Source organism: Streptomyces sp. NPDC007875, from assembly GCF_042868035.1.
GTDB lineage: Bacteria > Actinomycetota > Actinomycetes > Streptomycetales > Streptomycetaceae > Streptomyces > Streptomyces antimycoticus.
Genome location: NZ_JBIADZ010000003.1, coordinates 74,724 through 97,579, shown reverse-complemented (window position 1 = coordinate 97,579; position 22,856 = coordinate 74,724). Strand labels below are relative to the sequence as shown.

The window sequence follows — 22,856 nt, the reverse complement described above, 5'->3', positions numbered from 1 at the left end:
GGCGCCCGCGGGGGGGGGGGGGGCGCCCCCCCCCCCCGGGGGGGGGGGGCGGCGGCCCCCCCGCGGCCGGGGGGGGGGGGGGGGGGGGGGGGGGCGCCCCCCCCCCCCCCCCCCCCCCCCCGGCCGCCTCAGGCCACGGCCTAAGCGCTGGCGGCGTACGCGGCGGCCGTGGCGTCCTTCTCCAGGGTCACCAGGCTCAGCCGGCGGTTGACCTCCTCGGTGCCCACCTGGGCATAGCCGTAGCGGCGGTACAGCCGCAGATTGCCCTCGCTGCGGTGGCCGGTGAACAGGCGGTACCGCTTGGCGGCCCGCTCCTCGGTCAGCCGCTCCTCGATGGCCGCGAGCAGCCGTCCGCCCAGACCGTGCCGCTGCATCCGCGGGTGGACGATCAGCTTGCCGATGGCGGCGGTTCCCTTGTCGTCGACGACTCCGCGAACCGAGCCGACGACCTCCGCGCCGAGCCGGGCGACGAGCACGCAGCCCCCGCTCAGTTCGGCGCGCAGGTCGTCGAGCGACTGCGTCAGCGGTTCGATCGAGTAGTCGCCGTAGAGCTCCGCCTCGCCCTGGTAGCACAGATACTGCAGCTTCAGGATCTGCTCGGCGTCGTCCGCGGTCGCCGCGGAGATGGTCACGCTCATGCCCATGTGCGCATGCCTCCCCTATTCTCAGTCCCCCGGCCGCGGTGAGGGTAGGAGTGCGACCGAGGGTTCATGGCCTGGGTGGAGGCGCCGCAGGGTGGGCGTCCGCCTCCGAGGCGCCGGTTGTCTATCGCTCCTTTCCCCATGGTTCAGGAGCCGCAACCTCCGCCATGAGCATTCTGCGCAGGCAAGCCAGACATCGGGAACGTACCGGGCCCAGACTGCCCTGTGACATTCCCAACTGGTGCGCGATCTCGCGGTACGTGAGGTCGGAGCGGGAGAGCATCGCCGCGAGCAGCGCGGGGCAGCGACCGGGCAGCCGCCGCACCGCCGCGCGCAGCGTCCGGCGGGTCTCCGCGGTCAGTACGGCGTGTTCGGCGGGGTGGGACTCGGGGCCGCTGGGCGGGCCGCCGGCCATCGGGTCGTACGGCACCTCGCGGCGCGCCCGGCGCCTGGCCCCGCGCACCTCGGCCCGTACGGCCCAGCGCAGCCAGCGGGCGGGGTGGGGCGGCGGTCCGGTGTCCCGGGTGCGTTCCAGCAGCCGTAGCCAGACGGCCTGTTCGAGTTCGGCGGGCTCCACGCCGACGCCGTATGCCTCGGCCGCCGCTTCGGCGGCCAGCAGCGGGCCCAGTTGCTTCACGAGGTCCATGCCGGGCGGGACGAGGCCGGGTCGTGGGGTGGTTGCCGGGTGACGGTGGTCTCACCCGACCGGGGAAGCGGCGGGGCCGCGCCTTGACGCTCGCGCGGCCCCGCCGTCACCCCTGCGTGCGGACTCCGTGCGGACTACTTGCGGAAGTCCGCCGCCGCGAGGAGTGCGGTGTCCGCGTTGTCCGAGAAGATTCCGTCAATTCCGGTCGCGAAATATGCCTTGAACGCCCCGAACGCGTCACCGTAGGCGTTGGGGTCGGTGCCGCGGCGGAAGTCGGCCGGGAGGAAGGTGTTCTCGTTGCGCATGGTGTACGGGTGCAGGATCAGCCCCGCCGCGTGCGCGTCCTTCACCACGCTGGTCGGCGTGCCCAGCTTGCCGTCCGCCGTCCGGGGGATGATGACCGACAGATCGGGGCCGATGCCCTGGGCGTAGCTCGCGATCCACTTGAGACCCTCGGGCTTGACCAGGTCCGCGACCGTACGCGGGTCGTTCGCCTCGACGAAGTCCCAGGGCCGGCTATCGACGGTGGACAGCAGCACGACGGACGGGGTGCCGACCAGCTTGCGCAGCCGCTGGATGCTGCTCGGCTCGAAGGACTGGAGGAACAGTGCCGCGTCCTTCTTGTGACGGCCGTACCGGCGCAGCAGCTTGGCCAGCGGCTCCTCGATGCCGAGCCCCAGCTTGCGGAAGTAGGTGGGGTGCTTGGTCTCCACGTACAGCCACACGCGGCGGCCGCGCCTGCGGCCCTCGCGCTCGGCCCACTGGAGCACCTCTTCGAAGGTGGGCACCTCCCAGCGGCCGTCGTAGAGGGTGTTGCGCTGACGGTTGCCCGGGATGCGCTCCTTGGCGCGCAGCGTCTTGAGCTCGGCGAGGGTGAAGTCCTCGGTGAACCAGCCGGTGAGCTTTGTGCCGTCGACCGTCTTGGTGGTCTTGCGGTCGGCGAACTCCGGGTGCGCGGAGACGTCCGTGGTGGCCGTGATGTCGTTCTCGTGGCGGCAGACCAGATGGCCGTCCTTGGTGGGGACCAGGTCCTGCTCGACGATGTCCGCGCCCATGTCCAGGGCGAGCTGGTAGGAGCCGAGGGTGTGCTCGGGCCGGTAGCCGCTGGCGCCGCGGTGGCCGATCACGGTGGGAACCGGCAGCTCATGGCCCCGGCCGGAGGTCCCCGCGGCGGCCGCCGCGCCCGGCGCCGACTGCGTGCCCGCGGCCGTCGCCGTGCCCGCGCCGCTCAGCGCCACCGCTCCCGCTCCGAGGGCCGCGGCCCCCAGGAGGGCGCGCCGTCCGGGCTGTTGCTCCCGCTCCATCAGCACTCCTTGATGTGGTGTTCAACACCTGTCAAATCCAGTCAGAAGATGGGCTGATGGTAGGCGTGGGCGGCTTTCCTGCGGGAGACATCGGACGAAACGCGGGGGGAACGCGGGTCAACACTGCGTGTCAGGTGGGTGAACCTGGTGTGCGCCGGGGCGCAACCGGCGAGTATCGTCCTCATCGGCGCTCCGGTGCGGTACGAGGTTGACGGACCGTACAACGGTGCGCCCCAGACCATGACCCCGACCGGAGGGCCCGTGTCCCGATTCGCGTTTCTGAAGGCAGTACTCGGTCCGCTGATGCGCCTGATGTTCCGCCCACGGGTCGAGGGGGCCGAGGGCATTCCGGGCTCGGGCCCGGTGATCCTCGCCGGAAACCATCTCACCTTCATCGACTCGATGATCCTGCCGCTGGTCTGTGACCGTCAGGTCTTCTTCATCGGCAAGGACGAGTACGTCACGGGCAAGGGCCTCAAGGGCCGGCTCATGGCCTGGTTCTTCACCGGCGTCGGCATGATCCCGGTGGACCGGGACGGCGGACGCGGCGGCGTCGCGGCGCTGATGACGGGCCGCCGGGTGCTGGAGGAGGGCAGGGTCTTCGGCATCTACCCCGAGGGCACCCGCTCCCCCGACGGCCGCCTCTACCGCGGCCGCACCGGTATCGCCCGCCTCGCGCTGATGACCGGCGCGCCCGTGGTGCCGTTCGCGATGATCGGGACCGACCGGATCCAGCCGGGCGGCAAGGGGCTGCCGAGGCCGGGCCGGGTGCAGGTCCGCTTCGGCGAGCCGCTGGAGTTCACCCGCTACGAGGGCATGGACCGCGACCGCTATGTGCTGCGGGCCGTGACCGACGAGGTGATGAGCCACGTGATGCGGCTGTCCGGTCAGGAGTACGTGGACATCTACGCCACGAAGGCGAAGGCGGCCGCCTGACGTTTCGGGCGAACCGCGGCGGTCCGGTGTTCGGGCCGCCGCGGTGGTGTGTCGGGGGGCGCCGAGGTTCCGCGGCCGGGCGGCGGTTCGGTCTGTGGCGGTTCCGCCTCCGGTGGGCCGCCGGGGAGGTGTCCCGCGGTGAGCCGCCGCCCCCATACGTTCGGGCGAATCCGCGGCCAGCGCTCCGGCGAAACCGCCGTCACATGGCGTTCCGGCCAACCTGCCGGGCGCGGCGAGCCGTCGGCTCCGGTTGGCGTCGCCCGGCATCGTGGCGGAAGATCTGATTCCGCTACCCGCTGGTCACCACCGGGACCGGGCACTAGGGTGCCGCGGGTGACCACCATGACCGTGCCCTCCCCCGACTTCCTGACGCTGCGCGGTCGGCGATTCGCCCTGACCGATTTCGGCGGACCGGGCGATCCGGTGCTGGCCCTGCACGGCCACTTCGGCCGGGGCAGGATGTACGCGCCCCTGGCCGCCGCCCTCGCCCCCGAACGGCGGGTGATCGCCCTCGATCAGCGGGGGCACGGGCTGACCGGCGGCGGTGGCCCGTTCACACTGGACGAGTACGTGGCCGACGCCGCCGCGCTGCTGCGGGAGCTGCACCTGGGCCCGGTCCCGGTCGTCGCCCACTCCACCGGCGCGGTCGGCGCGTATGCCCTGGCCGCCCGCCATCCGGACCTGGTGAGCGCGCTCGTCGTCGAGGACATCGGCGCGGTGACGGACCGTCCGGTGGTCAGCCATCCGGTGCTCGATGTCTCGGGGTGGCCGACCTGGGCCGTGGACCGGGAGAAGCTGCGCGCCGACATCGAATCCCGGGGCATTCCGGACGCCTCGTACTTCCTCGACAGCGCCGAACGGGACCCCCAAACGGGCGGCTGGCGACTGCTGTTCGAGCCCAGCCACATGATGGCTTCCCAGCAGGCCATGTGCGGTGACTTCTGGGACGACTGGCTGGGCTCCTCCTGCCCCGCGCTGCTGATGCGCGGCGAGCACAGCCCGCTGCTGCCGCCGGGCCACGCCCACGAGATGGCCACCCGCCGCCCCAACACGAGGCTCCGCGAATTCGCCGGGTGCGGTCACTGGATCCACGACGACGCGCCCCGACCGTACGCCCGCGCGGTCCGTTCGTTCCTGAGCGCGCTCTAAGCGGCCCGAACCGCCCCGATCCGTCAGGACCAGGGCAGCTCGGAGCGGTGGTGCCAGTAGGTCTCCGGGGTTTCGGCCAGCCGCTCCAGCTCGGTCAGCTGACGCTCGTCCAGGCGGAGGTCGGCGGCGGTCAGGTTGGAGCGCAGCTGTGCCGTGGTGGCGGCGCCGGAGAGGACGACGCTCACCCACGGGCGGTGCAGGACCGCGGCCAGCGCGACGGCGTCCGGAGTCGCGCCCGTCTCCTCGGACACCCGGCGCAGGGCCGCGGGGAGCCGCTCGGCCGCCGTGGTGAGCCGGCCGTTGGCCACGGCTTCCTTGACGATGACCGCCCGGCCCGCCGCATGGGCCTCGGCCAGCGCCGCCCCGGCCGAGGGCTCCAGCAGGTTGCAGGTGGACTGGACGGTACGGAAGAGCGGGCGCCCGTCGACCTCCACGGCCAGCGCGGCGCGGATCGCCTCGGCCTGGTGCGGACCGCTGGTGGACACGCCGACCGTCACCCCCTCGGCGGCCAGCTCCGCCAGCCGCGTCTGCAGCGCGCGGTCGGTGAGGGCGGGGCTGTCGGGGGTCACCGAGTGGATCTGGTACAGGTCCAGCCGGTCGCCGAGCAGCGCGTCGGTCAGCCCGCGCTGCCGCTCGAAGGTCTGGACGCCATGGTCCTTGACCTCATGCGTCTCGGCGTCCGTGCGCCAGTCGGCCACATACGTATAGCCCCACTTGGAGCCGACCACCACGTTCCGCGCGGCGTCCGGGCGGTCGCGCAGCCAGCCGGCGAGGAACTCCTCGGCCCGGCCGTAGGAGCGCGCCGCGTCCAGATAGCGCACCCCGGCAGCGTAGGCGGCGTCCAGCAGCTCCTGGCTGCGCTGCCGCATCACCTCGACCGGGCGCTCGGCCGGGAGGTCCCGGTCCCGGCCGAGGTTGATATAGGCGGGGCGGCCGACCGCGGCCAGGCCGAGCCCGATCCGGGCCGCCCCCGCCTCGGGGGTCGCGATCTTTGCGAGTCGTTCGAAACCCATGGCTTGGTCCCCACCTCTCCCTTTCAGCGCTTCGCGCCCGCCCACGCGTACTGAGCGGCCAGGTCCTCCTTGACCTCCGCGAGCTGGGCCCGCACCGCCACGGGGGCGGTGCCGCCGCGGCCGTCGCGCGCGGCCAGCGCGCCCGGCACATTGAGAACGCCGCGGACCTCGGGCGTCAGATGCGGGGAGATCTTGGCGAACTGCTCATCGGTGAGCTGGTCGAGCTCGATGCCCGTCAGCTCGCACTCCTTGACGCACTCCCCCGCGACCTCATGTGCGACCCGGAACGGCACGCCCTGCCGCACCAGCCATTCGGCGATGTCGGTGGCCAGCGAGAACCCGGCCGGGGCCAGCTCCTCCATGCGCTCGCGGTTGACGGTCAGCGTCGCCATCATCCCGGTGAAGGCCGGGAGCAGCACCTCCAGCTGATCGCAGGAGTCGAAGACCGGCTCCTTGTCCTCCTGGAGGTCGCGGTTGTACGCGAGCGGCAGGGCCTTGAGCGTGGCCAGCAGTCCGGTGAGGTTGCCGATCAGCCGGCCGGACTTGCCGCGCGCGAGTTCCGCGATGTCCGGGTTCTTCTTCTGCGGCATGATCGAGGAGCCGGTGGAGAAGGCGTCGTGGAGGGTCACGAAGGAGAACTCCTTCGTGTTCCAGAGGATGATCTCCTCCGCGATCCGCGACAGATCGACGCCGATCATCGCGGTGATGAACGCGAACTCGGCGACGAAGTCACGGGAGGCCGTGCCGTCGAGGGAGTTGGCGGACGAGCCCCGCTCGAAGCCGAGGTCGGCCGCGACCGCCTGCGGGTCGAGCCCCAGCGAGGACCCGGCCAGCGCGCCCGAGCCGTACGGCGAGACGGCGGTGCGCTCGTCCCACTGCCGCAGCCGCTCCGCGTCCCGCGACAGCGCCTGGGCGTGGGCGAGGACATGGTGGGCGAAGAGCACCGGCTGGGCGTGCTGGAGGTGGGTGCGGCCGGGCATCGCGACGTCGGGGTGCGCCTCCGCGAGCCCCACCAGGGCCTGCTGGAGGTCGGCGATCAGCCCGCCGATGATCCGGGCGTGGTCGCGCAGGTACATCCGGAAGAGGGTGGCGATCTGGTCGTTGCGGGACCGTCCGGCCCGCAGCTTGCCGCCGAGGTCCGGGCCGAGCCGCTCCAGCAGACCGCGCTCCAGCGCGGTGTGCACGTCCTCGTCGGCGATGGTGCCGGTGAAGTCGCCGGAGGCGACATCGGACTCCAGCCGGTCCAGGCCCGCCAGCATCCGCTCCAGCTCATCGGCGGTGAGCAGCCCCGCCGTGTGCAGCACCCTGGCGTGGGCGCGGGATCCGGCGATGTCGTACGGCGCCAGGCGCCAGTCGAAGTGCACGGAGGCGCTGAGCTTCTCCAGTGCCTCGGACGGGCCGTCGGCGAAGCGGCCGCCCCAGAGCCGGACGTCGCCGCTGTTGCCGTTGCTCACGCTGTTGCTCCTCAGACTGTGGATGGTGCTGTGCGGGCGGTGCTGGGGTGTACGACCGCCTCCCCGCGCGGCGGCGGGAAGGCGGCTTCCGTATGTTTCCGTATGTCTGGTTACGCAGGCTACTGCTGCAGATCCCGCTTCGCGGCGATCTTGCTGGACATCCCGAAGATCTCGATGAAGCCCTTGGACAGCGACTGGTCGAAGGTGTCGCCGCTGTCGTAGGTCGCCAGGTTGAAGTCGTAGAGCGACGCCTGCGACTTCCGCCCGGTGACGACGGCCCGGCCGCCGTGCAGGGTCATCCGGATCTCGCCGGAGACCTGCTCGTTCGCCTCGGCGATAAAGCCGTCCAGCGCCCGCTTGAGCGGCGAGAACCACAGACCGTCGTAGACCAGCTCGCCCCAGCGCTGCTCGACCTGCCGCTTGTAGCGGGCCAGTTCGCGCTCGACGGTGACGGCCTCCAGCTCCTGGTGGGCGGTGATCAGCGCGATGGCGCCGGGCGCCTCGTAGACCTCCCGCGACTTGATCCCCACCAGCCGGTCCTCGACCATGTCGATCCGGCCGACGCCCTGGGCGCCCGCCCGCTCGTTGAGCCGCTGGATGGCCTGCAGGACAGTGACCGGCTCACCGTCGATCGCGACCGGGACACCCTTGTCGAAGGTGATGATCACCTCGTCGGCCTCGCGCGGGGTGGCCGGGTTGGAGGTGTACTCGTACACGTCCTCGATCGGCGCGTTCCAGATGTCCTCCAGGAAGCCGGTCTCCACGGCCCGGCCGAAGACGTTCTGGTCGATCGAGTACGGGGACTTCTTGGTGGTCGCGATCGGCAGGCCCTTGGCCTCGCAGAAGGCGATCGCCTTGTCCCGGGTCATCGCGTAGTCCCGGACCGGCGCGATGCAGGTCAGATCGGGTGCGAGGGAGGAGATGCCCGCCTCGAACCGCACCTGGTCGTTCCCCTTGCCGGTGCAGCCGTGGGCGACGGTCCCGGCGCCGTGCTTACGGGCGGCGGCGACCAGATGCTTCACGATCGTCGGCCGCGACAGCGCGGACACCAGCGGGTAGCGGTCCATGTACAGCGCGTTGGCCTTGATCGCCGGAAGGCAGTACTCCTCGGCGAACTCGTCCTTCGCGTCCGCGACCTCCGCCTCGACCGCCCCGCAGGCGAGCGCGCGCTTGCGGATGACGTCCAGATCCTCCCCGCCCTGGCCGACGTCCACGGCGACGGCGATGACCTCGGCACCCGTCTCCTCGGCGATCCAGCCGATGGCGACGGACGTGTCCAAGCCGCCCGAGTAGGCGAGTACGACGCGCTCGGTCACGGGTGCCTCCTTACGATCCATGCGGTCTTAGGCATAAGTATGCATTGGGCCGCATGGTTCGTCAAAGCGAGGCGGGCCTCCGAGCCCCCTGTCCATTCGGGCGGCGGATGAGACCATGGCTGGTGCGGGGAGCTCAGCTGCGGACCGAGGGGGAGTCGGGGCCCGTGCAGAAGAAGCAGATGATGGTGCTCGGCGCGATCGTGGTGGGGGTTATGTGGATCAACAACCATGGTGACGGCAACACCCGCGACGGCAAGCCGCCGAATCCGCATCAGACGGCCCGGTACCCGGTCCACTTCGAGAAGAAGAAGGACGACGGGAAGGACACCAAGAACGGGAAGGGCGCCAAGAAGCAGCCCAAACCGCGCTCTACGGTGTCCTACCCGATCAAATTCGACCGTCGCTGAGATCGATCGCGGTTCCCCGGCGGGTGGCACGCGGCGACGACTCCCGCCCGCCCAGGGCCGTTCATGGCGCCGTGGGACGGCGTTCGGAACCGGAACGCACGCTGACCGCCATGAATCACCTGAATACTGCCCCCCGTCGACGCCGATTCCTCGCCGTGGCGGCCGGCCTCGGCGCCACGGCCGCCGCCGGGACGTCCGTGGCGACGGCCGCCGCCACGGGTCCGCGGCGTCTGCGCGTGGCCACGTTCAACATCCACCACGGCGCCAGTCCCGCCGACGTACTGGACCTGGAACGCGTCGCCCGGGTGATCCAGGACCTGCGGGTGGACGTCATCGGCCTGCAGGAGGCCGACCGGTTCTGGAAGCGCAGCGGCTTCGTCGACCAGCCGGCCTGGCTGGGCGAGCGGCTGGGGATGCATCACGCCTTCGGCGCCAACCTCGACTTGGACCCGGAGGAACCCGGGCGGCCGCGCCGTCAGTACGGCACCGCGGTGCTCTCCCGCGGGCCGATCCGGTCGTGGGTCAACACCCACCTTCCGCTCGTCCCCGGCCATGAGCAGCGCGGCCTGCTCCAGACCACGCCGGAGGTGCGCGGCACCTGCGTCGGCTTCGCCGTGACGCATCTGCAGCACGACGACAACAAGGAGCGCGAGCGGCAGGCCGCCCGGATCGTCGAACTCCTCGGGTCCTCCCCCGAACACACCGTCCTGGCCGGTGACCTGAACGCCACACCCCAGACCCCGGAGATCGGGATCCTGACCGGCGCGCTCGACGACGTGTGGCCGCGGGCCGGCAGCAGCGACGGCTTCACCTACGACGCCCTCAACCCGCACGCCCGCATCGACTTCCTCCTCGCCTCCCGCGACATCCGCCCGCTCACCGCCGAGGTGGTCACGGCGGACCCGGAGGCGTCCGACCATCTGCCGGTGGTGAGCGACCTGCAGATGCCCGCAACGCGCCGGCGGCGTTGACGCGCAACGGACCGAACTCATATCACTATTTGCATACGCGGCCTATTGCGGACGATGGTATACGCGAGGCGCTACTATTGCGGTATGCAAGCCGTGATCATGGAACAGTACGGACCGGCGGACACCCTCCGGCTCGCCGAGCGCCCCGAACCCAAGGTCGCCCCAGGAGAGGTCCTCGTGCGGGTGAAGGCCGCGGGGGTGAATCCCGTGGACTGGAAGCTGGCGGCGGGCGGGCTCGATCCGTTGATGGAGGTGCGCTTTCCGCTGATCCCCGGCTGGGACGTCGCCGGGGTCGTCGAGCGCATCGGCTTCGACGTCGAGGAGTTCGCCGTCGGCGACGAGGTGTTCGGCTACGTCCGCAAGGACCAGGTACAGCTGGGCGCGTACGCCGAGTACGTCTCCGCCCACGTGCGGATGCTGGCCCGCAAGCCCGCGTCCCTGAGCTGGGAACAGGCCGCCGGTGTGCCGCTGGCCGGGCTGACCGCCTTCCAGGCGATCAAGCGCGTCGGCCTGGCGGCGGGTGACACCGTACTGGTACACGCCGCGGCCGGCGGTGTCGGATCCCTCGGCACGCAGATCGCCATCGCACTCGGCGCCAGGGTCATCGGCACGGCGAGCGAAGGCAACCATCCCTTCCTCAGGGAGCTGGGCGCCGAGCCCGTGGCCTATGGCCCCGGCCTCATCGACCGGGTGCGGGCCCTCGCGCCGGACGGCCCCGACGCCGCCCTCGACTTCTTCGGCGGTGATGCCACCGACGCGTCCCTCGCCCTGCTTGCCAACCCGCGACGGCTGGCGTCCATCGTCGACGCCGAGGCGGCGGAAAAGGGCGGCCACTACGTGTGGGTGCGCCCCGACAGCGCGGACCTGGCCTTTGTCGCCTCGCTGGCCGACGAGGGGAAGCTGACGGTGCCGGTCGACCGCGTGCTCCCCCTCGCCGAGGCGGCGGAGGCCTGGCGGCTCAGCCAGAGCGGTCACACCCGCGGAAAGATCGTTCTGGGCGTCGGCTGACACCCCGGGCGTCACACCCCCCGAAACCCGAACCTGTGAATCCCGTCGGCCTTTGAGTCATCCCGCGCTCGCGGCCGTATTCCCTTGCGCCGGAGCCCAAGGGAAGGGGACAGGCCGTGACGACGCTACTGAACAGCCGGGCCGGGCGGCGGCAGGCCATGCGCCGCATCCAGCCTCGCCGTTCGCCAGCCGTGCCGTTGATCCTGCTCAGCTGGGCGGGCGCGGCGGCGGTGCTGTCGCTGTGGTGGCAGAACACCCCGAACGTCGAGGGCACCGCACAGTGGCTGACGCACGCCGGGCGGCTCAGTGGGCTGCTCGGTGGCTATGTCCTCGCCCTCGTCGTCCTGCAGATGGCGCGCGTTCCGGCGCTGGAGCGGCGGGTGGGGTCGGACCGGGTGGCGCGGTGGCACGCGATGAGCGGACGGTACGCGCTGTGCCTGATCGTGGCGCATGTCGGGCTGATCATCGCGGGATACGCCGAGCAGGCCGGCACCGGCTTCGTCGACCAGTCGGTGACCGTGGTCACGGACTACCCGGACATGATCAAGGCGACGGTCGGCACCGCGATGCTGGTGGTGATCGGGCTGATCTCGGCCGGGATGGTGCGCCGCCGGATGCCGTACGAGGTCTGGTACTACCTGCATCTGCTCACCTACGCCGCGGTCTTCCTGACGTTCTGGCACCAGCTCGCGACCGGTGCGGAGTTCGTCGGGAACAAGACCGCGGAGACCGCCTGGTACGCGCTGTACGGCACGGTCACCGCGCTGGCGGTCTGGTACCGGCTGCTGGTGCCGCTGCGGCTCAATCTGCGGCACCGGATGCGGGTGGAGGCGGTCGTCCCGGAGGCGCCCGGGGTGGTGTCGGTGCTGATCAAGGGGCGCAAGCTGCACCGGATCGGGGCGCAGGCCGGGCAGTTCTTCCGGTGGCGGTTCCTCGCGTCCGGCATGCGCTGGGGCTCCCATCCGTACTCGCTCTCCGCGCCGCCCCGGCCGGAGCTGCTGCGGATCACGGTGAAGGCGGTGGGCGGCCACAGCACCGGGCTGGCCTCGCTGCAGCCGGGGACGCGGGTGTGGGCGGAGGGGCCGTACGGCGCGATGACCGCGGCGCGGCGCAGCCGCGGCAAGGTGCTGATGATCGCGGGCGGGGCCGGGATCACCCCGATCCGGGCGCTGTTCGAGACGCTGCCGGGCAAGGGCAGCGACCTCACCCTGCTGTACCGGGCCCGCAGCGTCGAGGACCTGGCGCTGTGGAACGAGCTGAAGCAGATCGCGACCGAGCGCGGGGCCCGGCTGCTGTACGCCGTGAACGGCCCGGACGGCGCCCGGCCGGAGATCACCGCGGAGCGGCTGGGCCATCTGCTCCCCGATATCGAGGACCACGACGTCTATCTGTGCGGCCCCCCGGGCCTGGCCGAGCACGCGTACGGAGCGCTGCGTGAGGCGGGCGTTCCGGATCGCCGGATCCACCACGAATCCTTCGAGCTGTGACCGGGACGTCCGAGCCGTGACCGAGCCGTTCACGCCGTGACCCGGACATCCGAGCCGTGACCCAGTCGTTCGAGCTGTGACCGAGGGGAAGCCATGAAGAGGAAGCATCCGCTGCGCCGCATCGTCCTGGGCACGGCCGCCACCGTCTCCGGTGTGGTGCTGCTGCTCGCACTGAAGCAGCCCGGTTCCGGGGGCGGTCAGACCGTCGCCCAGAACCAGCCGGGACAGGCGCCCCCGGTCGCGGCCACGGCACAGCCGGGCGGGGGCGGCGCGGGGGCCGGGGCGGGTGCCGGCGGCGCCCGTACGGTCACCGGCGATGTCGCGCAGACCCAGTACGGCCCGGTGCAGGTGAGCCTCACCGTCAGCGGTGGGAAGATCACCGGCGCACAGGCGGTCAAGACGCCGAACTCCGGGCCGCAGAGCGAGCAGATCGCCAAGGACTCCATCCCGAAGCTCAATCAGCAGGCGGTGGCCGCGGCCAAGGTGGATACGGTCTCCGGTGCCACGTACACGAGCCAGGGCTATGCCAAATCCTTGCAGAGCGCTCTCGACAAGGCGGGTGCCCAATGACGTACCAGACGGACGAACCCGGGCCGCTGCGCCATGTCGAGCACGTCATGGGCACGGTCTTCTCCTTCGACGTACGCGAGGTCTCGGCCGCCGACCGGCCCCGCGTACAGGCCGCGCTGGACGGGGCCGTGGTGGGGCTGCACCGGGTGGACGAGCTGTTCTCCACCTATCGTCCGGACAGCGAGATCAGCCGGCTGGGGCGCGGTGAGCTGACGCTGTCGCGGTGCGACCCGGAGGTCCGGGACGTGCTGCGGATGTGCGAGGAGGCCGAGCACCGCAGCGGCGGCTGGTTCAGCGCCCGCTACGCCGGTGGCCGGCCCGACCCCACCGGCCTGGTCAAGGGCTGGGCCGTGGAGCGCGCCGCCCGGATGCTGGTCTCCTCGGGCGCCGGGTCGGTCTGTGTGAACGGCGGCGGCGACGTCCAGGTGCACGGCGGCCCCTGGCGGGTGGGCATCGCCGATCCGCTGCGCCGGGGCGAGCTGGCGGCGATCGTGGAGGCACACGGCGAACTGGCCGTGGCCACCTCCGGCCCGGCCGAGCGGGGCTGCCACATCCTGGACCCGCGCACCGGACGCCCTCCGGCGCGGGGCCTGGCCTCGGTCACCGTGATCGCCACCAGCCTGGCCGACGCGGACGCCTGGGCCACGGCGGCCTGCGCGATGGGCGCCGACCGCGCCCGCCCCTGGCTGGGACGGCTCCCCGACGCCGAGGCGTTCGTCATCACCGCCGACGGCTCCACCTGGCACACCAGCGGCTTCGCCCGCTATTCGGCGGAGCTGTGCGTATAGGGCGCGACGGAGCTGTGCGCACGACACGGCCCTTGAGCGGCCAAGACGGCCCCTGAGCTGCGCTCATTCGCGGTCGCGGATCGCCTCGGCCAGGACCTGGACATGGCCGTGGTCGAGGTCCTTCACGGCCGTGAGGAGGGTCAGCGGACCGGAGGTGGCCAGGGCGTGGAGGTGGTCGACGGCCTCGTGGCGCTCCGGGGTGGTGAGTTCGGCGCGGTAGCGACGGGTGAATTCGGGGAAGCGGTCGGGTTCGTGGCCGTACCAGCGGCGCAGTTCGGTGGAGGGGGCGACGTCCTTGGCCCATTCGTCCAGGTGGGCGTCGGCCTTGGCGAGGCCGCGGGGCCAGACACGGTCCACCAGGACACGGGTGCCGTCGTCCGGGCCGGGGGTGTCGTACACCCGGCGGATACGGATCGCGGGCCCGGTCGCGGACGCTCGCGCGGAGGCTTTCTTGGCGGCCATACGCCCATGGAAGCATCGCCCCGGCGTTCGCATGCAGGGATAATGCGCCACATGGGAAAGGTGTACGAACGCATCGACGGCAGACTCCGCACCTTCATCGAAGAACAGAAGATCTTCTTCACCGCCACCGCCCCGCTGGACGGGGACGGCACGGTGAATCTCTCACCGAAGGGGCTGGCCGGCTCCTTCGCCGTACTCGACGAACTGACCGTGGCCTACCTGGACTTCGCGGGGAGCAACGCGGAGACCATCGCCCATCTGCGGGAGAACGGCAGGATCACCCTGATGTGGTGCGCCTTCACCGGCCCGCCGAACATCGTGCGCGTGCATGGCCGGGGCGAGCCGGTGTTCCGTGACGATCCCCGGTTCGGCGCGCTGCTGAAGCACTTCCCGGGCATCGACGTGGACGCCCACGGGCTGCGGGCGGTCATCGTGGTGACGGCCGAGCTGATCCGGGACACCTGTGGCTTCGCGGTCCCCTTCATGGACTATCGCGAGGAGCGCACACTGCACGGCGACCGCTTCCGGCGGGAGGACGACGCGTCGCTGGACCGCTACTTCCACAACAAGGAGCACATCGCCAGCAGCATCGACGGTCTGCCGGGGCTTCCGCTGCCGCTGCCGCCGCTCGGTTCGACATAGTGGGTGTAGTGACCACATAACGAGACGGTGTTGCGGAAGGGGCCTCCGGAAGCGTTCGATCACGCGGTGCGATCCGAATCGAAGAGCTCCGCGGCGGACCCCTCGGCGACAGCGGCGCAGCCGCCCTCGTCGTCGTCGGAGTCCACTCCCGCCGACCGGGCGGCCCGGCGGGCCGTCACCGTCTTCCCCGTCCTGGTCCTCGCCGCCGGGGCGGCGGGCCTCGCCACGCCCGGCACCTTCAGCGGCTGGGCGCCGAACGTGCCCTATCTGCTCGGCGTGATCATGTTCTGCATGGGGCTGACCATGACCCCGCAGGACTTCTCGGGTGTGGTCAAGCGGCCCTGGGCGGTGGCCCTCGGGCTGGTCGCGCACTATGTGATCATGCCCGGGCTGGGATGGCTGATCGCCAACGCCCTCGGCCTCTCCCCGCAGTTGGCGGCCGGTGTCATCCTGGTCGGCTGTGCGCCGAGCGGAACGGCCTCGAATGTGGTGACCTATCTGGCACGCGGCGATGTGGCCCTGTCGGTGTCGGTCGCCACCGTCTCCACGGTGCTCGCGCCCCTGGTCACGCCGCCGCTGACGCTGCTGCTGGCCGGGGAGTTCCTGCCGGTGGACGCGGGGGCGATGGTCACCGACATCCTCAAGACCGTGCTGCTGCCGGTGGTCGGGGGGCTGGTCGTGCGGCTGGTCGCCGGGCGGTACATCCACCGGGTGCTGGGGCTGCTGCCCTGGCTGTCGGCCATCACCATCGGCGTGATCGTCGCGGTCGTGGTGGCGGCCAGCGCGGACGCCATCAAGTCGGCGGCGGCGCTGGTGCTGCTCGCCGTGGTGCTCCACAACGGGCTCGGCCTGGCGCTGGGATACGGGGCCGGGAAGGTGGCCCGGCTGGGCGCGCCCGCCAGCCGCGCCATGGCCTTCGAGGTCGGCATGCAGAACTCCGGGCTCGCCGCCTCCCTGGCCGCCGCCCACTTCAGCCCGCTGGCCGCGCTCCCGGCCGCCGTGTTCTCCGTCTGGCACAACGTCTCGGGCGCGGTGGTGGCGGCCTGGATGTCGTACCGGGCGCGCGGGGCGGCCGCCGACTGACGGCGGTCATCCGACCGTTGTCATATGACGGCCGGCTCCCACGCCCGGTCGACCACCCGTACCAGGCCCATGTCGGTGAGCTTGACCTGCGGCGACACCGGCAGGGTCAGCGTCGAGACGCTCATGAAGGCGTTGCGGTGGCGCCAGCCCCACGCGTGCAGCGCCTCCCGTACGGCCCCCGCGCCCTCGGCGACCTCGGGCGCGGGGGCCGCGGACATCACGCCGCCCACCGGCAGCGGGAGATGGACGGCCGGACGGCCGGTGACGGCCACACAGATGCCGCCTTGTGAGCCGATGACGCGATTGGCCGCGTGGCGCAGCGCGAAGGTGTCGGTGGCGATGACGGTGAGGTTGTGGCTGTCGTGCGCGTAGGTGGTGGCGACGGCGCCCTCGGCCAGGTCGAAGCCGGTCACGGGCACCATGGCCCGTCGGCCGCTGCCGTGGTGGCGCTCGTACACGGCGAGCAGGGCCGTGCGGCCCTCCCACGCCACGATGCCGTCCCGTACGGGCAGGGCGATCTCGGCCGGTTCGGTGTAGGTGTCGACGGGGTTCACCCGGAGCGCCCGGAAGGTGTGCTCACCATCGGGGAGATCGACCCGCCAGCGGCAGTCGTCCTCGTCGAGGGCCGCGAGGCGGACCGAGTCGGCGAAGGGGTTGGCCGCCGGGGCGGCCGGGGCGCCGGAGTCCTCGACCACCCGCCCGCCGCAGACGACGGTCACCGGCGTCGGGTCCTCCAGGGCGCGCAGCAGGACGAGGTCGGCGCGCTTGCCCGGAGCCACCACTCCCCGGTCGTCGAGGCCGAGGCGCCGTGCCGGGTGCAGGGTGAGGGCACGCAGGACGGTCAGCGGGCCCAGCCCGGCGTCCAGCGCGACCCGCGCGATGTGGTCCAGATGCCCGCGCTCGAGGATGGCGTCGGCCGCCAGGTCGTCGGTGACCAGGCAGAAGTCGGGCAGGACGGGGAGTTCATGGAGGCGCCCGACGAGCTCGGGGGTCAGGCACTTCTCCTGGAGCATGAGCAGCATCCCCAGCCGGGCCTTCTCGACGGCCACCTCGGGAGTGTTCTTGGTGTGGTCGGAGTCGATCCCGGCCCACAGATACTCGCCCAGGTCGTCGCCGGAGAGGCCCGGGCAGTGGCCGTCGAGGCGGACGCCCTTACGCCGGGCGGCGTCGACGACGGCCCGCATGCGCGGGGAGCCCGCGACCACGGCGCGGTAGTCCATGACCTCGCCGAGGGTGGTCACCCCTTCCCAGCCGAGCATGTCGGCGATGTCCTCGGCGGTCAGCCGGGATCCCGCGGTCTCGAAGCCTTCGAGCGCGGGCACACAGGAGGGCACGGCCCACAGCATGGTCTGTGAGGGGGAACGGCCCTGCTCGATCATCCACGCCATGGCCTCGCGCCCGGCCACATTGACGATCTCGTGCGGGTCCGCGAGCACCGTCGTCGTACCGCGCCGCACGGTGATCCGGGCGAACTCGGCGGGCGTGAGCAGCGAGCTCTCGATGTGCATATGCGCGTCGATGTACCCGGGCGCGAGGAGCAGCCCGTCGGCGTCCAGGACACGGTCGGCCTCGATCCGTACACCGGGCGCGGTGACGGCGCGGATGAGGTCGCCGCTCACCACCACGTCCGCCGGGACGATCTCGCCGGTGTGCACCGAGACGACGCCGGCACCACGGATGAGGAGGTCGCAGTGGCTGGGTATCGGCATGGGGTCTCCTGCTCGTTTCCATTTTTTTGCGGCTCGGTTCGCCTCCGGGGCGCTCAAGCCTCCCCCAGCCGTCGGCGGGGGTGCCCCCCGTCGACGGTCGACCGTGCTCGGCCCTCCACACGGCGGTAGCCGCATATCGATGAGAGCCCGAGGGGCCTGCGCGCGCTCTCCCTTTCGACAGCGGCGCGCCCGTTCGCTCACCCCCGGCTACCGCTGGGAGGTGGCCCCAGCCGGGGGTCAGTGGGACGACACGGCGCCGGGCGCACCGTAGCGGCCGCGCAGCCGGGACATCAGGAAGGCGCGGAACGCGTCCGCGTCGACGCCCGTCGCGACCTTCGCGTTGGCCGGCCGCCCGGTGCGCCCGTGGACGTCGGCGACCAGGGCACCGCGGGTGAACTCGCCCGCGCACTCGACGGTCACCCATGCCGGTGTCCACTCCAGGAGTTCCGGTCGGACGACGGCGGCGACGGCGAGCGCGTCGTGCACGGCGCAGGCGCGCACCATGTGGCGGCGCGCGTACCTCTCGATGAGGTGGCTCAGCATGTGCCCGGCCGCGGCGGTCACCGGGGCGCCGTCGGCGATGAGCGCCTGGGCGTCGGCGAGCGGCGTCAGGGCCTGGCGGGTCACATCCAGCCCGACGATGCGCAGCGGCACACCGGCCTCGGTGACATACCGGGCGGCCTCGGGGTCGGCGTGGAAGTTGAACTCGGCGGCGGGCGTGGTGTTCCCCGGGGCGAACGCGGCTCCGCCCATGACGACGATCTCCTTGAGCCGCGTCCGGGTGTCGGGGTGGGCGTGCAGCAGCGCGGCGACATTGGTGAGCGGCGCGGTCGCGATCAGGGTGATCTCACCGGGGCGCTCGCGTACCTGGTCGGCCATCCAGTCCACGGCATGGCCCGGCCGGGCGGCCCGGCCGGCCGCGGGCAGTTCCACGCCTCCCAGGCCGTACGCGCCGTGCACCGGCTCATCGGGGTGGCGCGGCACCCGGGCCAGCGGCCCGGCGTATCCGCGGAGCACCGGGGTGTCCGCCGCCGGGCCGCCGATCAGGTCGCACAGCCGCAGGGCGTTGTCGACGACCTGATCGAGTCCGACGTTGCCCGCGACGGTGCACACGCCCGCGATGTCGAGCTCCGGCGACGCGTACGCCAGCATGAGCGCGATCGCGTCGTCGATGCCCGGGTCGCAGTCGATGATGACCCGTGAGGGGGCCTCGCTCATCCGGAGACCTCTCGCTGGAAGCGGTCCACCCACTCGTCGTTGTGGTCGACCGCGTAACCGAGGTCGGGGGAGGTGAAACCGGCGGCGGACGGGTCGCTCGCGGCCTTGCCCGACACCTTGGTGATCGCGGCAGGCACCTTGGCGTCCTTGTTGACCGGCTTGTCGCTGAAGGAGGCGGCCGCCTTCTCCTGGACGTCCGCGGAGAGCAGATAGTTGATGAACTTCTCGGCGCCGGCCTTGTTCTTACTGCCCTTGACGATCTGGGCGGTGTTGGCGGCGACATAGCGGCCCTTGTCGAACGGGGCCCAGCCGATCGGCTTTCCGGCCTTGGCCGGGTCCACCGCGAACAGGTCCAGGCCGGGGGCCATCTCGACCTCGCCGCGGTCCAGGAGGCTCACCAGCTCGGTGCTGCGGTTGAAGAACTTGAGCACGTTGGGCTTGAGGTCGGAGAGCTTCTTGAAGGCGGTGCCGGTGTCCTTCGGCCCGGAGCCGTAGGTCGCGGCAGTGGCCTGGAGGAACGGGGCGCCGGCGCTGGTGGACAGGTCGGGGACGGCGACCCTCCCCTTGTGCTTGGCATCCCACAGGTCCTTCAGCGTCGGCGGCTGAGTGAACTTGTCGGTGCGGTAGAGCATGCCGAGCAACTGGTAGGTGTAGGCCGGTCCATAGCCGTCCGTGCTCTTGGCGAAGTCATAGATCTTCGAGACGTTGGGAACCTTTTTCGGGTCGATCTTGTCGAAGAGGCCCTGCTTCTGGCCCATGGCGGCGAAGAGGTCGGAGATCATCACGACATCCACGGTGGGGTCGGCCTTGTGGACGCGCAGCTTGGTCAGCCGGTCGGCGTTGGCTCCGGCCTCCACGGTGACGTCGATCCCGGTCTTCTTCTCGAACGGCTTGACCACGGTCTTCTCGAACTGGTCGGCGCCGAAGCCGAAGGTGCTGACGGTCAGCTTCTTGGGATCGGCGCCGGCGGATTGGGCACAGCCGGAGAGGGAGAGGGAGACAAGGGCGGCGGCCGCGGCGCCGCCTATGAGTCGGGTGGTGCGCATCATGCGGGGCACTCCTGCTGATCGGGGGGTTCGAGCCGGGCGTCAGCGTCGTCGCCGGGCAGGGGGACGGCCCGCGCCAGGGGCAGATGGAGCCGTATCGACGCGCCGGGGCGCAGGGTCTCGTCGGTGCTGACGGCCTGGAGGGTGCGGTCGCCGACGGTGACGGTGACCGCGAAGTCCGTACCGCGGAACCGGACCGCGGTGACGGTCGCGTCGACCACCTCGCCGCCGGCGGGCGGCTTCTGGGTGGGGGCGAGGATCTCGATGTGCTCGGGCCGGATGGTGACCCGGCCCCGTCCGGGCAGGTCGAGGAAGTTCTCGTAGCCCAGGAACTGAGCGACGAAGCGGGTCGCGGGCGCCCGGAACACCTCGCGCGGATGGCCCTGCTGCACGATCCGGCCGCGGTCGAGGATCACCATGGAGTCGGCGAGTTCGAGCGCCTCCTCCTGGTCGTGAGTCACCAGGATGGCGGTCAGCCCGGTCTCGCGCTGGACGCGCAGCAGCTCCTGCCGCATCTGGATCCGCAGCCGCGCGTCCAGGTTGGACAGCGGCTCGTCGAGCAGCAGTACCGAGGGCCGGATGGCCACGGCGCGGGCCAGCGCGACCCGCTGCTGCTGGCCGCCGGAGAGCTCCTTGGGCTTGCGCCGTGCGAGATGAGCGAGCCCGACCAGCTCCAGCGCCTCGCCCACCCGGGTGCGGATCTCGGCGGCGGGCATCCCCCGCATCCGCAGCCCGAACGCGACGTTCTTCTCCACGGTCAGATGCGGGAAGAGGGCGTACGACTGGAAGACCATGCCGATGTTGCGGCGCTCGGGCGGCAGGTGGGTGGCGTCCTTGCCGTCGAGCAGGATCGTGCCGCCGCTGGGGGGCAGAAATCCCGCGATCATCCGCAGCGTCGTCGTCTTGCCGCAGCCGCTCGGGCCGAGGAGGGCGGTGAACTCTCCGCGCCCCACGGTCAGATCGATGGCATCCACGGCCACCGAACCCGAAAACTCCCGGGTGATGGCCTGGAGCTGGACCACAGGCGTCGTCATCTGGCGCATCCCTACTTGCTGAAGACCTTGTTGAAGCCGACGAGCCGCTCCGTGACCACGGCGACCAGCACGGTCGCCGCCAGCAGCAGCGTGCTCACGGCCGCGACGACCGGGTCGAAGGAGAATTCGACGTAGTGGAGCATCTCGACCGGGAGGCTGGAGACTCCCGGGCCGTTGAGAAGGAGCGAAAGCGGCACGTTGTTGAAGGAGGTGAGGAAGGACAGCACGGCCGCGGAGACGATGCCGGGCGTCATCACCGGCAGGGTGATGTGAAGGAACGTCCTGAACGGGCCCGCGCCCAGACCGCGTCCCGCCTCCTCCAGGGCGGGGTCGGCCATGGCGAGCGATGCCCCGGTCACCCGTACCGCGTACGGGAGCAGCAGCACGGTGTGGCCGATCAGCAGCGCGCCCAGGGCGGTGATCCGCAGGGTGACCATCAGCTGCTGGAACAGCGCGAAGCCCAGGACCAGCTCCGGAACGATCGCCGGGGACAGGAACAGCGCCTCGACCGCCTTGCGACCGCGGAACCGCCGTCGCTGGATGGCCAGCGCGGCCGGTATGCCCACCAGCAGGGCGAGGACCGTGGCCCCGGCCGCGACCAGCAGACTCGTGCCGAGCGCGGCATGGAAGGGCTGGTAGGACAGCGCCTTGCCGAACCACCTGCCCGACAGGCCCGGGGGCGGGAACTCCACCGTGTCGCCGGAGGAGAACGCGATCGCCACGACGAGCAGGATCGGCCCCAGCAGGAAGACCATCGCCAGCGCGGACAGCGCGGTGAGCACCGGACGGCCGCGCATCAGACCGCCCCCACCTTGGACAGCCGGCCCGAGACCACGCTCGCGGCGAGCACCAGGGCCGTCATGATCAGGGCGACGGCGCTGGCCGCGCCCCAGTCGAGCTTCACATTGGCGTAGTCGTACAGCAGGGTGGCCAGGGTGCGGTTACGAGTCCCCCCGAGCAGCAGCGGCGTGGTGAACGCGGTGACCGCGCCGGCGAACACGAGCGTCGCGCCGACCAGCACCCCGGGCAGCGCGAGCGGCAGCACCACACGCCGGAAGGCCCGGCCCGAACTCGCGCCCAGTCCGCGGGCCGCCTCCTCCAGCTTCACGTCGACATGGGACAGCGAACTGTACGAGGTAAGGATCATGATCGGGGTGAAGAGCTGGGTGAGCCCGACGACCAGGGCGAACTCGGTGTACAGCAGCTGAGTACCGTCGTCCGCGAGCCCCAGGTCGACCAGCAGGGAGCTGATCAGCCCATTGCGGCCGAGGATCACCAGCCACGAGAAGGTGCGCACGACGGTGGACAGCAGCAGCGGGAAGACCGCCAGGGCCAGCAGCAGTCCCTGGCGGCGCGCGGGCGCCCGGGATATGAGGTACGCCACCGGGAAGCCGAGCAGCAGGCAGATCGCCGTGGTGAGGGCGGCCACCCTGACGGTGCGGGCCGCCACCTCCAGGACGTAGTCGTCCCCGAGCATGGAGCCGAGTTTGCCGAGGACATCCGGATCGTCGGCGGCGGGCGGCGCGAACAGCGTGATGCCGAAGGGATAGAGGAAGCCGAAGGCGAGAAGCGCCATGCCCGGCAGGAGCAAGAGGCATGATGCCGCTCTGCGTGACACGGGCCGGTCCCCCTTGAATGCGATCGGATGCCTGCAACCGGTTGCAGCAACCGGTTGCAGGCAAGCTACGCTAAGCGTGGGGAGGCCGTCAACGGTGGCCGGTTAAAACCGTGTAACCAGCAAGGAAAGCAGGGGCGGATGGTTCGGCTGGCAGATGTCGCGCGCGCGGCGGGCGTGTCCACTTCGACGGCGTCGCGCGCTCTCAGCAGGCCCGATATGGTCGCGGGGGGGGGCCCGGGGGGGGGGGCCCCCCCCCCCCCCCCGGGGGGCGTGGGGGGCCACGCCCCCCCCCCGGGGCGGGCCCCCCCCCCCCCCCCCCACGGGGGGGGGCGCGTCACCACCCCACCCCACCCC

Annotated in this window: 24 protein-coding genes; 11 read left to right on the top strand and 13 right to left on the bottom strand. The window is 71.6% G+C overall.

All coding sequences use genetic code 11. The features are described 5' to 3' along the window. Window positions 1-140 precede the first annotated feature (140 nt). The 3 genes from ACFYOY_RS07360 to ACFYOY_RS07350 all read right to left on the bottom strand — a co-directional run bounded on the left by ACFYOY_RS07360 (window position 141) and on the right by ACFYOY_RS07350 (window position 2,591). On the bottom strand, window positions 141-644 hold the full coding sequence (locus ACFYOY_RS07360; RefSeq protein WP_093466072.1) for a GNAT family N-acetyltransferase: 504 nt from the start codon (window positions 642-644) through the stop codon (window positions 141-143). Window positions 645-765: 121 nt separating this feature from the next. Beyond that, window positions 766-1,287: a sigma-70 family RNA polymerase sigma factor gene (locus tag ACFYOY_RS07355; protein ID WP_351902556.1), complete on the bottom strand. Its 522-nt coding sequence runs from the start codon at window positions 1,285-1,287 to the stop codon at window positions 766-768. Window positions 1,288-1,421: 134 nt separating this feature from the next. Further along, window positions 1,422-2,591 (bottom strand): glycerophosphodiester phosphodiesterase, encoded by a 1,170-nt coding sequence (locus tag ACFYOY_RS07350; protein ID WP_351902553.1) that lies wholly within the window; start codon window positions 2,589-2,591, stop codon window positions 1,422-1,424. 240 nt (window positions 2,592-2,831) lie between these two features. Between ACFYOY_RS07350 and ACFYOY_RS07345 the strand changes: the two genes are divergently transcribed. Together ACFYOY_RS07345 and ACFYOY_RS07340 are read left to right on the top strand one after the other, a co-directional pair. Then, complete coding sequence (locus ACFYOY_RS07345) at window positions 2,832-3,527, top strand: 1-acyl-sn-glycerol-3-phosphate acyltransferase (RefSeq protein ID WP_240450789.1); 696 nt, start codon at window positions 2,832-2,834, stop codon at window positions 3,525-3,527. Between the two features lie 342 nt (window positions 3,528-3,869). Beyond that, window positions 3,870-4,676 carry an alpha/beta hydrolase gene (locus ACFYOY_RS07340; RefSeq protein ID WP_351902716.1) on the top strand — a complete coding sequence of 269 codons (807 nt, stop codon included), beginning with the start codon at window positions 3,870-3,872 and terminating at the stop codon, window positions 4,674-4,676. Window positions 4,677-4,699: 23 nt separating this feature from the next. Here ACFYOY_RS07340 and ACFYOY_RS07335 read toward each other — a convergent pair whose 3' ends face one another. From ACFYOY_RS07335 to ACFYOY_RS07325, 3 genes are all read right to left on the bottom strand, one after another. Next, window positions 4,700-5,689 carry an aldo/keto reductase gene (locus ACFYOY_RS07335; protein WP_388585415.1) on the bottom strand — a complete coding sequence of 330 codons (990 nt, stop codon included), beginning with the start codon at window positions 5,687-5,689 and terminating at the stop codon, window positions 4,700-4,702. Window positions 5,690-5,712: 23 nt separating this feature from the next. Beyond that, the gene (gene argH / locus ACFYOY_RS07330) at window positions 5,713-7,143 is read right to left on the bottom strand and encodes an argininosuccinate lyase (RefSeq protein ID WP_351902546.1); all 1,431 of its coding nucleotides are present in this window, start codon (window positions 7,141-7,143) and stop codon (window positions 5,713-5,715) included. A gap of 119 nt (window positions 7,144-7,262) precedes the next feature. Then, complete coding sequence (locus ACFYOY_RS07325) at window positions 7,263-8,459, bottom strand: argininosuccinate synthase (protein WP_351902543.1); 1,197 nt, start codon at window positions 8,457-8,459, stop codon at window positions 7,263-7,265. 164 nt (window positions 8,460-8,623) lie between these two features. Between ACFYOY_RS07325 and ACFYOY_RS07320 the strand changes: the two genes are divergently transcribed. From ACFYOY_RS07320 to ACFYOY_RS07295, 6 genes are all read left to right on the top strand, one after another. Continuing rightward, window positions 8,624-8,866 (top strand): hypothetical protein, encoded by a 243-nt coding sequence (locus ACFYOY_RS07320; protein WP_388585409.1) that lies wholly within the window; start codon window positions 8,624-8,626, stop codon window positions 8,864-8,866. Window positions 8,867-8,976: 110 nt separating this feature from the next. After that, entirely contained in the window at window positions 8,977-9,837 is an 861-nt protein-coding gene (locus tag ACFYOY_RS07315) for an endonuclease/exonuclease/phosphatase family protein (RefSeq protein ID WP_388585406.1), read from the top strand. 84 nt (window positions 9,838-9,921) lie between these two features. Next, window positions 9,922-10,845, top strand: a complete 924-nt coding sequence (locus ACFYOY_RS07310; RefSeq protein ID WP_388585404.1) for an NADP-dependent oxidoreductase — start codon at window positions 9,922-9,924, stop codon at window positions 10,843-10,845. Window positions 10,846-11,003: 158 nt separating this feature from the next. Then, a complete protein-coding gene (locus ACFYOY_RS07305) occupies window positions 11,004-12,332 on the top strand; it encodes a ferredoxin reductase family protein (RefSeq protein ID WP_351902712.1) in 1,329 nt (442 codons plus the stop codon). Between the two features lie 93 nt (window positions 12,333-12,425). Then, window positions 12,426-12,902 carry an FMN-binding protein gene (locus ACFYOY_RS07300; protein ID WP_351902531.1) on the top strand — a complete coding sequence of 159 codons (477 nt, stop codon included), beginning with the start codon at window positions 12,426-12,428 and terminating at the stop codon, window positions 12,900-12,902. Then, window positions 12,899-13,690: an FAD:protein FMN transferase gene (locus tag ACFYOY_RS07295; RefSeq protein ID WP_388585401.1), complete on the top strand. Its 792-nt coding sequence runs from the start codon at window positions 12,899-12,901 to the stop codon at window positions 13,688-13,690. The genes ACFYOY_RS07300 and ACFYOY_RS07295 overlap by 4 nt, the downstream gene beginning before the upstream one ends. Window positions 13,691-13,753: 63 nt before the next feature. Here the strand turns inward: ACFYOY_RS07295 and ACFYOY_RS07290 are convergent, their stop codons facing one another. Continuing rightward, the gene (locus tag ACFYOY_RS07290; protein WP_351902525.1) at window positions 13,754-14,152 is read right to left on the bottom strand and encodes a DUF488 family protein; all 399 of its coding nucleotides are present in this window, start codon (window positions 14,150-14,152) and stop codon (window positions 13,754-13,756) included. A 51-nt stretch (window positions 14,153-14,203) separates the two neighbouring features. Here ACFYOY_RS07290 and ACFYOY_RS07285 point away from each other — a divergent pair, with 51 nt between their 5' ends. Next, window positions 14,204-14,794 (top strand): pyridoxamine 5'-phosphate oxidase family protein, encoded by a 591-nt coding sequence (locus ACFYOY_RS07285; protein WP_351902522.1) that lies wholly within the window; start codon window positions 14,204-14,206, stop codon window positions 14,792-14,794. Window positions 14,795-14,860: 66 nt separating this feature from the next. Continuing rightward, window positions 14,861-15,877 (top strand): bile acid:sodium symporter family protein, encoded by a 1,017-nt coding sequence (locus ACFYOY_RS07280; protein WP_351902519.1) that lies wholly within the window; start codon window positions 14,861-14,863, stop codon window positions 15,875-15,877. Between the two features lie 20 nt (window positions 15,878-15,897). On the opposite strand, the gene ACFYOY_RS07275 is transcribed toward ACFYOY_RS07280, so the two are convergent. The 6 genes from ACFYOY_RS07275 to ACFYOY_RS07250 all read right to left on the bottom strand — a co-directional run bounded on the left by ACFYOY_RS07275 (window position 15,898) and on the right by ACFYOY_RS07250 (window position 22,460). Continuing rightward, a complete protein-coding gene (locus ACFYOY_RS07275) occupies window positions 15,898-17,586 on the bottom strand; it encodes an adenine deaminase C-terminal domain-containing protein (RefSeq protein ID WP_351902516.1) in 1,689 nt (562 codons plus the stop codon). Between the two features lie 237 nt (window positions 17,587-17,823). Continuing rightward, window positions 17,824-18,804 (bottom strand): nucleoside hydrolase, encoded by a 981-nt coding sequence (locus ACFYOY_RS07270; RefSeq protein ID WP_351902513.1) that lies wholly within the window; start codon window positions 18,802-18,804, stop codon window positions 17,824-17,826. Further along, entirely contained in the window at window positions 18,801-19,853 is a 1,053-nt protein-coding gene (locus ACFYOY_RS07265; RefSeq protein ID WP_388585395.1) for an ABC transporter substrate-binding protein, read from the bottom strand. The genes ACFYOY_RS07270 and ACFYOY_RS07265 overlap by 4 nt, the downstream gene beginning before the upstream one ends. Beyond that, complete coding sequence (locus ACFYOY_RS07260) at window positions 19,850-20,884, bottom strand: ABC transporter ATP-binding protein (RefSeq protein ID WP_388585393.1); 1,035 nt, start codon at window positions 20,882-20,884, stop codon at window positions 19,850-19,852. Before ACFYOY_RS07260 ends, ACFYOY_RS07265 begins: the two co-directional genes overlap by 4 nt. A gap of 11 nt (window positions 20,885-20,895) precedes the next feature. Further along, window positions 20,896-21,681: an ABC transporter permease gene (locus tag ACFYOY_RS07255; RefSeq protein WP_351902504.1), complete on the bottom strand. Its 786-nt coding sequence runs from the start codon at window positions 21,679-21,681 to the stop codon at window positions 20,896-20,898. Then, window positions 21,681-22,460, bottom strand: a complete 780-nt coding sequence (locus ACFYOY_RS07250) for an ABC transporter permease (RefSeq protein ID WP_351902501.1) — start codon at window positions 22,458-22,460, stop codon at window positions 21,681-21,683. The genes ACFYOY_RS07255 and ACFYOY_RS07250 overlap by 1 nt, the downstream gene beginning before the upstream one ends. 69 nt (window positions 22,461-22,529) lie before the next feature. Between ACFYOY_RS07250 and ACFYOY_RS07245 the strand changes: the two genes are divergently transcribed. After that, on the top strand, window positions 22,530-22,856 hold a 327-nt coding region (locus ACFYOY_RS07245), incomplete at its 3' end, for a LacI family DNA-binding transcriptional regulator (RefSeq protein WP_388585792.1).

Bases quoted from the DNA above. Each gene is read 5' to 3' on its own strand.
- ACFYOY_RS07360 (WP_093466072.1), bottom strand. From the start codon at position 644: ATGGGCATGAGCGTGACCATCTCCGCGGCGACCGCGGACGACGCCGAG.
- ACFYOY_RS07355 (WP_351902556.1), bottom strand. From the start codon at position 1,287: ATGGACCTCGTGAAGCAACTGGGCCCGCTGCTGGCCGCCGAAGCGGCG.
- ACFYOY_RS07350 (WP_351902553.1), bottom strand. From the start codon at position 2,591: ATGGAGCGGGAGCAACAGCCCGGACGGCGCGCCCTCCTGGGGGCCGCG.
- ACFYOY_RS07345 (WP_240450789.1), top strand. From the start codon at position 2,832: ATGACCCCGACCGGAGGGCCCGTGTCCCGATTCGCGTTTCTGAAGGCA.
- ACFYOY_RS07340 (WP_351902716.1), top strand. From the start codon at position 3,870: ATGACCGTGCCCTCCCCCGACTTCCTGACGCTGCGCGGTCGGCGATTC.
- ACFYOY_RS07335 (WP_388585415.1), bottom strand. From the start codon at position 5,689: ATGGGTTTCGAACGACTCGCAAAGATCGCGACCCCCGAGGCGGGGGCG.
- ACFYOY_RS07315 (WP_388585406.1), top strand. From the start codon at position 8,977: ATGAATCACCTGAATACTGCCCCCCGTCGACGCCGATTCCTCGCCGTG.
- ACFYOY_RS07310 (WP_388585404.1), top strand. From the start codon at position 9,922: ATGCAAGCCGTGATCATGGAACAGTACGGACCGGCGGACACCCTCCGG.
- ACFYOY_RS07305 (WP_351902712.1), top strand. From the start codon at position 11,004: ATGCGCCGCATCCAGCCTCGCCGTTCGCCAGCCGTGCCGTTGATCCTG.
- ACFYOY_RS07300 (WP_351902531.1), top strand. From the start codon at position 12,426: ATGAAGAGGAAGCATCCGCTGCGCCGCATCGTCCTGGGCACGGCCGCC.
- ACFYOY_RS07295 (WP_388585401.1), top strand. From the start codon at position 12,899: ATGACGTACCAGACGGACGAACCCGGGCCGCTGCGCCATGTCGAGCAC.
- ACFYOY_RS07290 (WP_351902525.1), bottom strand. From the start codon at position 14,152: ATGGCCGCCAAGAAAGCCTCCGCGCGAGCGTCCGCGACCGGGCCCGCG.
- ACFYOY_RS07285 (WP_351902522.1), top strand. From the start codon at position 14,204: ATGGGAAAGGTGTACGAACGCATCGACGGCAGACTCCGCACCTTCATC.
- ACFYOY_RS07275 (WP_351902516.1), bottom strand. From the start codon at position 17,586: ATGCCGATACCCAGCCACTGCGACCTCCTCATCCGTGGTGCCGGCGTC.
- ACFYOY_RS07270 (WP_351902513.1), bottom strand. From the start codon at position 18,804: ATGAGCGAGGCCCCCTCACGGGTCATCATCGACTGCGACCCGGGCATC.
- ACFYOY_RS07265 (WP_388585395.1), bottom strand. From the start codon at position 19,853: ATGATGCGCACCACCCGACTCATAGGCGGCGCCGCGGCCGCCGCCCTT.
- ACFYOY_RS07260 (WP_388585393.1), bottom strand. From the start codon at position 20,884: ATGACGACGCCTGTGGTCCAGCTCCAGGCCATCACCCGGGAGTTTTCG.
- ACFYOY_RS07255 (WP_351902504.1), bottom strand. From the start codon at position 21,681: ATGCGCGGCCGTCCGGTGCTCACCGCGCTGTCCGCGCTGGCGATGGTC.
- ACFYOY_RS07250 (WP_351902501.1), bottom strand. From the start codon at position 22,460: ATGGCGCTTCTCGCCTTCGGCTTCCTCTATCCCTTCGGCATCACGCTG.